Origin of the sequence: Sphingorhabdus sp. (assembly GCF_035329025.1) — a bacterium.
In the GTDB taxonomy this organism is placed as follows: domain Bacteria; phylum Pseudomonadota; class Alphaproteobacteria; order Sphingomonadales; family Sphingomonadaceae; genus Sphingorhabdus_B.
This window is the reverse complement of sequence record NZ_DAOLHN010000030.1, coordinates 35,038-41,970: the sequence shown is the minus strand read 5'-3', so window position 1 is coordinate 41,970 and position 6,933 is coordinate 35,038. Positions and strand designations below refer to the sequence as shown.

Genomic DNA, 6,933 nt, shown 5'->3' with positions numbered 1-6,933 from the left:
TTCACCAGATTGTTCCCGCTTAGGAGTAGCTGCATGTCCAGGAAAAGGGCTTGGTTGACCCTGTCAAAATGCGGCACTTTCTTGAACCACGGCTCCGCTACCGCATAGCTGTCAATCTGTGACAGTTGATCGCGCGCGTTCGCAGAGTAGATTTCGAGTTTCGAACGCCCATCCATGAGCGAAATGCTGTCGAAGTAGGATCTGAAAAACCTGTCATCAGGCATATCAACCAATCCCGGCCGCTCGAAGAAGTCCCGATACTTGTCGTAGCCCGCGAAAAGCTCGTCCCCGCCGTCGCCGGTCAGCACAACTTTGACATGGCGCACAGCGAGTTGCGAAACCCGATGCGTCGGCAAGAATGAAACATCGCCATGGGGCTGGTCGCAAAAGTAAGTGGCATCCCGCCAAAAGCCCAACATGTCCGGATCGACGAATTCCACGACGTGATCGGTCCCGAACCGGTCTGCGGCCATCTGTGCAAACGGCGACTCATCAAATCGTGGATCGTCAAAGCCTATACAAAAGGTTTTTGTTGGAGATGCTTGGTGACGCGACATCAAACCAACGATAGTACTCGAGTCTACGCCGCCTGAAAGAAATGCACCAAACGGTACATCCGATCGCATGCGGATCCTTACTGCATCGTCGAGAATAGCATTAAACTCTTCGATCCAATCGTCCTCTTTCCTGTTCAGGACAGGAGCAGATGACGCGAGATCCCACCATTGCACCATCGTGGTTCTATCAGGTGATATTTCTAGTCTGTGTCCCGGCATGAGATGGCGTACGTGTTGATACATCGTAAATGGCGCTGGGACATAATTGAACGTCAAGAAATGATGTATTGCTTCCGCATCGACATCAGGTTTGCGCGGCAACGCTTCGAGGATTGACTTGATTTCCGAGGCAAAGATCAGTCGATTACCGTCATCATGAATATAGAGAGGTTTGACTCCAATACGATCACGCACCAAATGCATTGTCCGTTTGCGCTTGTCATAAATGGCAATCGCAAACATTCCATTTAACTTATGGACAAACTCTATGCCTTCCAGCTCATAAAGGCGAAGGATAACCTCTGTATCCGAATTAGTTCGGCATGGATTCCCTGCACTTTTGGCGTAAGCTGCCAGTTCGACATAGTTAAAAATTTCACCGTTCTGGACAACGACGATTTCACCGCCGTCGGAAAAAAATGGTTGGTGTCCGCCATGGATGTCGATGATGGAAAGTCTTTGATTGCCGAGTGCTACGCCGTCTCCAGCATAGATGCCGTGATCATCTGGACCTCTATGGCGCAGCACATGTGCCATACGCAACGGCACATCGTCAGCCGCACTCCCCCCGTCTCGGGAAAAATATCCAAAAATCCCACACACTTTATTTGAAACCTCTATCCTAAAATGATCCAACTGCGCATGTGGCCATTTAGCTTTTCCCACCATTAGTGGCGTGATGCGCCAAATCAAGCAGTCAAAGGCTAGGCCTTAACCTTGCCCTGCCTCCGCCGCCATCAATCGACGTACTGCGATTGCCATCACCACAAGGAAACACGAACCAGCTACCGCAAAACCGAAGAATATGTTCACAGACGCCAAGCTAGAAGCCAGAAACGCAAATGGCAGACATAACGCGACAGCTCCCAGCAGCAACACAGAATACCGCCGATTAAAAATGGCCCCATCCGTGAAAATTCTAATGTCAGTCGCCTTTGCGAGAAACCATGCAAGACAAATTTGCGATGCAGTGATGGATAGCATAAGCAATTGAGAGTTACTATAGACAATTCCCGGTATTGTGAAAAATATACACAATATTAAAGAAATTATATTTGAATACAAAACTGCATTGACGCGCTTCATAGAGTAAAGCATGGACGACAACATGCTGGTTATTGATATAAACGGAAGAACTAAGATAGATATTCTAGTAAGCTCTGATATTTTTAAAAGCTCTCTCTCTTGCATTTTCCCATAATCAAACAATAAGTCTACTATATATTCCATCAATGGATACGCAAAACACAAAATACAACAAGATATCAAAAGAGAAATTCTTATACCAGATATAACTGTTTTTTTAGCTAATTCATGCAATCCATCATTATAATATCCGCTCAATTTTGACAATGCGACCAAGCTTATCGCCGTAAGCAAAACACCTGTTGGCAATTCGACGATCTTCTGAGCATAGTTGAATGCAGCAATATTTCCCGATTCCAATAAGGAGGCTGCCGCGCGGACAAGCACTGGAGGTACAAGAATCAAACTTGTTGCGATGGTGCCGATAAGAAAGGGCCGAACAAAAACGTCATCATTGGCAACCCGTTCATGCCTTATGCTCCACGCTTCGCGTGGGACGCACGGCAGCTGGGAAATCCATCGCACAGCAGCGGCAACCAAAATAGCTAAGCTGAGTATCAACATCCCATCATCGTCGTTGGCGAACATTAGTCCCGTTATAACGATAACATTGAAAACGAGAGTCCCAAGTCCAGCGATCAGGAATCGATCATTTGCATTCAAGTAAGCGCTTGTGACGCCGGAAAATGCTGTGATTGGGATCGAGAAGGCAACAAATGCTATTGCAATGTGAGGAAACGGAAAATCTGAGGCGAAGCCGGGAGCAAGCGCATAAAGGATGAAATCAGGAACTAAATAGAATATAAGCGCAACGAAGCCAAATGCGCCGAACGACACCGTTAGCGCCCTGCGGTGTAATTGTGCCGCAGCCTCTGGCGCAAGCGACCTGAATGTAGGCACCAACACCGCACTCAGGCCGCCTGCCACCAATAAATTCACAAGCAGATCAGGAATGCTTATTAAAATAATAGCCGCGTCAGCTTTATCTGATAGGCCATATGTTGATGCTATTTTTATTTCTCTAAATAATCCAGAAATTCTACCAAGGATCAATACAAAAGAAAGCATTCCACTTGCGGCAAAAACATTCTTTATAATAGATGAATTACTATATTTATCTACATTTTCCATTCTACATTATTGCCAATCATCAATTGCAACTATTACATAGTTTAAAATTCCATGTCTTTCGCCAAGACATTTTTTGGTCGATCTTTCCTGTCATTGAAACAGTCTCTACAAGCAAACATCATGCTCCGCAAACTCGAGATAGCGCGCCACGGTCAAATCGCGTTATTATGGGTTGTCCAAAAAGCGTCTCATCTGCGCCAGTGGCTGCATAAAGTGCCAGGTAGGGCACCAACACTAGATGGACCAAAACGGATGCCCCAACAATTTCAACACAATTATGTTTTCTAAGTCGGTCAAAAACTTCAGCTAAATTCGCTGGTTGATGATCCGATGCAACTCGCCAAATTGGCGGCCGTGGATTGCGGCACGCCCAAACCGGTCAAACCGAGAACCAGCATTTCCGGAAGGCATTGGCTCGTTGCAGATCCGCTCTGCCCGTTTGCCGAAAGTTCAGTCATCACCGCCTGGCACAGCCCTAGCCAGTACAGCACGCCGCTTTCTTTGGCCTCCCGCCGGATCAACCCTTGCTGGTATGCCGCTTCAATATCGTCGCGCAGGCCTTGATTCAAAGGATGTGAGCGCGATGTCGGTGAGCCCTGACTGCGCAGTAGCACCAGGGTCCGCTTTGGTTGCGTCAGGGCAAATTCCGCGACAACCCGCATCCCGCCAGCGATACGCTCGACAGGGTTTGTGATGGAGGCATTCGCCCGGGTCACCAGTTCTTCGACCTCGAGCCGCACCTCTGTGGCAATGGCGTTGGCGAAAGCCTGTTTGTCCGCAAAATGGTTGAAAAAACTGCCTTTGGCGACCCCCGCCTTTGCCACGACATCGTCAATCGGGATGGCGTCGATCGGGCGCTCTACAAGTAGTTCAAAACCCGCAGCGATCAAAGCGGCACGGGTGCGGGCCGAGCGGGAAGATAAACGGCGAGATGCTGGAGCGGAAGTCATCGCTGATTCATACTTGACTATATGGTCAATTGCAATCTATTTGACCAAATAGTCAATAACGAATCGGGGAGGACGCGCGATGGCGATCATCAAGATCGAGGATATTGCACATGTGCGCTTTGCCGCGCCGGACCTTTCCGCCATGCGGGCATTTCTTGACGATTTCGGAATGCAGACCTTCGAGGCTGACGGTCGGCTCTACGGCAAAGGCAGCGACGGTCGACCCTTTGTTCACGTAACCGAGCCGGGCGAAGCAAAGTTCCTCGCCGTCGGCTTTCGTGCGGAAACGGTGGCCGATCTGGAAAAACTTGCAGCAGCCGAGGGTGTCGCCGTTGAAGACATCAACGAACCTGGCGGCGGCAAGATTGCCCGCCTGACCGACCCCGATGGCTATGGCGTTGAAGTCGTTGCCGGCCAGTCTAAAAGTGACGCTTCGCTTTCATTCCCCGATCCGCCGCGCAACACCGCAGCCGCTAAGCCGCGTTTCCGTTCGACAGTGCGCCTCGATTCTGCACCCGCGCATGTCCGCCGCATCGGTCACGCCGTGCTCAAGGTGCGGGATTTCCGGGTTTCGGAAAAATGGTACAAGGACCGCTTCGGCTTCCTGACATCTGATGAAGTGGAAGCGGCAAAGGATGTGCCCTTAGGTGCGTTCATGCGTTGTGACCGTGGGGACAAGCCTGCAGATCACCACACACTCTTCCTTGCACAACTGCCAGGGCCGCTCGGATTACTGCACGCCGCATTCGAAGTCGCCAATCTCGATGACCTGATGCTGGGCCATCAGCACCTCAAATCAAAGAAGCGCGAAGCTGCTTGGGGCGTCGGCCGCCACATCATGGGCAGCCAGGTTTTCGATTATTGGAAGGATCCGTTCGGAAACGAGCTGGAGCATTGGACCGATGGCGACTTGTTTACCGCTGCCGATCAGCCGCAGAAGCAGCCGATGAGCGCCCTGCTCGCCGTGCAATGGGGCGCGCCCCATCCGATGTTTGCAGGCAAGATGCCGCCCCCGCCGGGCCTTATTGCCTTTTTCACCGCCCTCAATATCCGCATCAAACGGCTGTTCAGCCGCCAGCCCAAAGGAAATCCCGCATGAAACTCGCAACCTACACAGCCAATGGTCAAACCCGCACCGGTATCGTCGTTGTTGACCAGATCATCGATAGCGGCGTCGAAGGCACAATGATAGACCTCATCCGCGATTGGGATGCTCTCAAATCCGGCCTTGAGGCCAAGGCGGCGGCTGGTGGCGGGGTTCCGTTGGCATCGGTGAAGTTGGAGGCGCCGGTGCAGCGCCCGGGCAAGATCTTTGCGATCGGCCTCAACTACGCCGACCATATCGAAGAATCGAAGATGGAAACCCCGCAGCGGCAGGTCTGGTTCACCAAGGCGCAGACCAGCGTCAATGCGCCTTTTGACGATATCGAAATCGCGACCGGCACTATGACCAATGATTATGAGGTCGAACTGGTGGCGGTGATTGGCAAGGGCGGCAAGCATCTGGGCGTCGAGGATGCCCCTTCAGCCATCTTTGGCTATTGCGTCGGCAATGATGTGACCGAGCGGATGTGGCAGCATGCCGGACCGCAATGGTCGCTCGGCAAAAGCTTTGACACCCACGCGCCGATGGGCCCTTGGATCGTGACCGCCGATGAGGTTTGTGATCCTCACAATCTGGGTTTGCGCTGCTTCGTCAATGGTGAGAAGCGGCAAGATTCGAACAGCAAACATCTCGTCTTCAACATCTGGCAACAGGTCGAACATCTTTCGGTTGGCATGACGCTGGAGCCCGGCGATTGCCTGTTCACCGGAACGCCGGGCGGTGTCGGCGCGGCAATGGACCCCCGCCAGTTTCTGAAGGCCGGTGATGTCGTACGCTGCGAGATTGATGGTCTTGGCCATATCGAGGCCAAGATGGCCGCAGAAAGCTGAGACCGATGCTTCGCAAACTGGCTTACGCGACGATTGCGTTGCTTGCCGCCGCAACGGTGCTGGCATGGGTCAATCGTGATGTGCTGGTTGACCGGGCCATCCAGGCCAGGTTGCAGCAGCAGCCGGATCGCAGCTTCCTTACGGATAAGGAGCATGTGCGCGTTCTGATCTGCGGCACGGGTTCGCCAGAGATCAGCTCTGCCAAGGCGCAGGCCTGCACTTTGGTGTCGGCAGGCGGCAAGATGTTCCTGTTTGATGTGGGGGACGGTGCGGTTCGCTCGCTCGCGCATTCGAAAATTCCGGTGAACCAATTGGAACGGGTTTATATTACCCATTTCCATTCGGATCATTTCAACGACCTTGCGACGCTTATCAATGCAGGCTGGATCTGGGGCCGCAAGTCGCCGCTTGAAGTGCAGGGGCCGGTTGGTACCAAACAGGTGCTCGATGGCTTCGCGCAGGCCTATGCGCTCGACGAAGGTTATCGCAGCACCAATATGCCGCACCTTGCGAAGAACCGTGCTGTCGCCTTTGGCGTACCGCTCGAAATCACCTTTGCCGAAGGGCAGCACGCTGTGCGGGTATATGACAAGGATGGGGTGACAATCGACGCCACGCTGGTTGCGCATGATCCGGTAAAACCGGCACTGGGCTATGTCCTCAAATATAAGGGCAAAAAAGTCTTCATCAGCGGCGATACCGAAGTCAGCCCGGTGAATATGGATGCGATGCGCGATGCCAATCTGGCGATCCACGAATCCTATGCTGCGCATATGGTGCGGCGCGCCATCCCGCAGATGAAGAAACTGGGGATGGACTTTGAAGCCACCGTTGCCGAACGAACCATCCCCTATCATGCCGACAATATGGCGCTTGCCAAACAGGCGCAGGAGGCCGGGGTGAAGCACCTGCTTCTCACGCACCTCATTCCCTATCCGGACAGCTTCGTCGTCCGGCAGATGTACACCGAAAATATGGCCGAACATTACAAGGGCAAGATCACGGTTGCGCAGGACGGGATGACACTGGTGCTTTGAATGCGCCCGAAAGGAGTA

At 52.4% G+C, this 6,933-nt stretch carries 6 protein-coding genes; 3 read left to right on the top strand and 3 right to left on the bottom strand.

Going from position 1 to position 6,933, the window contains the following annotated elements; translation table 11 throughout:
• From asnB to PKC81_RS09865, 3 genes are all read right to left on the bottom strand, one after another.
• Positions 1–1,469, bottom strand: a 1,469-nt coding sequence (gene asnB / locus PKC81_RS09875; protein WP_324335584.1) for an asparagine synthase (glutamine-hydrolyzing), incomplete at its 3' end; no start/stop codon positions are given.
• Positions 1,470–1,487: 18 nt separating this feature from the next.
• On the bottom strand, positions 1,488–2,993 hold the full coding sequence (locus PKC81_RS09870; protein WP_324335583.1) for a lipid II flippase MurJ: 1,506 nt from the start codon (positions 2,991–2,993) through the stop codon (positions 1,488–1,490).
• 302 nt (positions 2,994–3,295) lie between these two features.
• Positions 3,296–3,943: a TetR/AcrR family transcriptional regulator gene (locus PKC81_RS09865; protein ID WP_324335581.1), complete on the bottom strand. Its 648-nt coding sequence runs from the start codon at positions 3,941–3,943 to the stop codon at positions 3,296–3,298.
• A gap of 79 nt (positions 3,944–4,022) precedes the next feature.
• Here PKC81_RS09865 and PKC81_RS09860 point away from each other — a divergent pair, with 79 nt between their 5' ends.
• From PKC81_RS09860 to PKC81_RS09850, 3 genes are read left to right on the top strand one after another with little or no spacing between them, the layout of a single operon-like run.
• Positions 4,023–5,042 carry a VOC family protein gene (locus PKC81_RS09860; RefSeq protein WP_324335579.1) on the top strand — a complete coding sequence of 340 codons (1,020 nt, stop codon included), beginning with the start codon at positions 4,023–4,025 and terminating at the stop codon, positions 5,040–5,042.
• Entirely contained in the window at positions 5,039–5,878 is an 840-nt protein-coding gene (locus PKC81_RS09855; protein WP_324335576.1) for a fumarylacetoacetate hydrolase family protein, read from the top strand. Before PKC81_RS09860 ends, PKC81_RS09855 begins: the two co-directional genes overlap by 4 nt.
• A gap of 5 nt (positions 5,879–5,883) precedes the next feature.
• Positions 5,884–6,915: an MBL fold metallo-hydrolase gene (locus PKC81_RS09850; RefSeq protein WP_324335575.1), complete on the top strand. Its 1,032-nt coding sequence runs from the start codon at positions 5,884–5,886 to the stop codon at positions 6,913–6,915.
• Positions 6,916–6,933 lie beyond the last annotated feature (18 nt).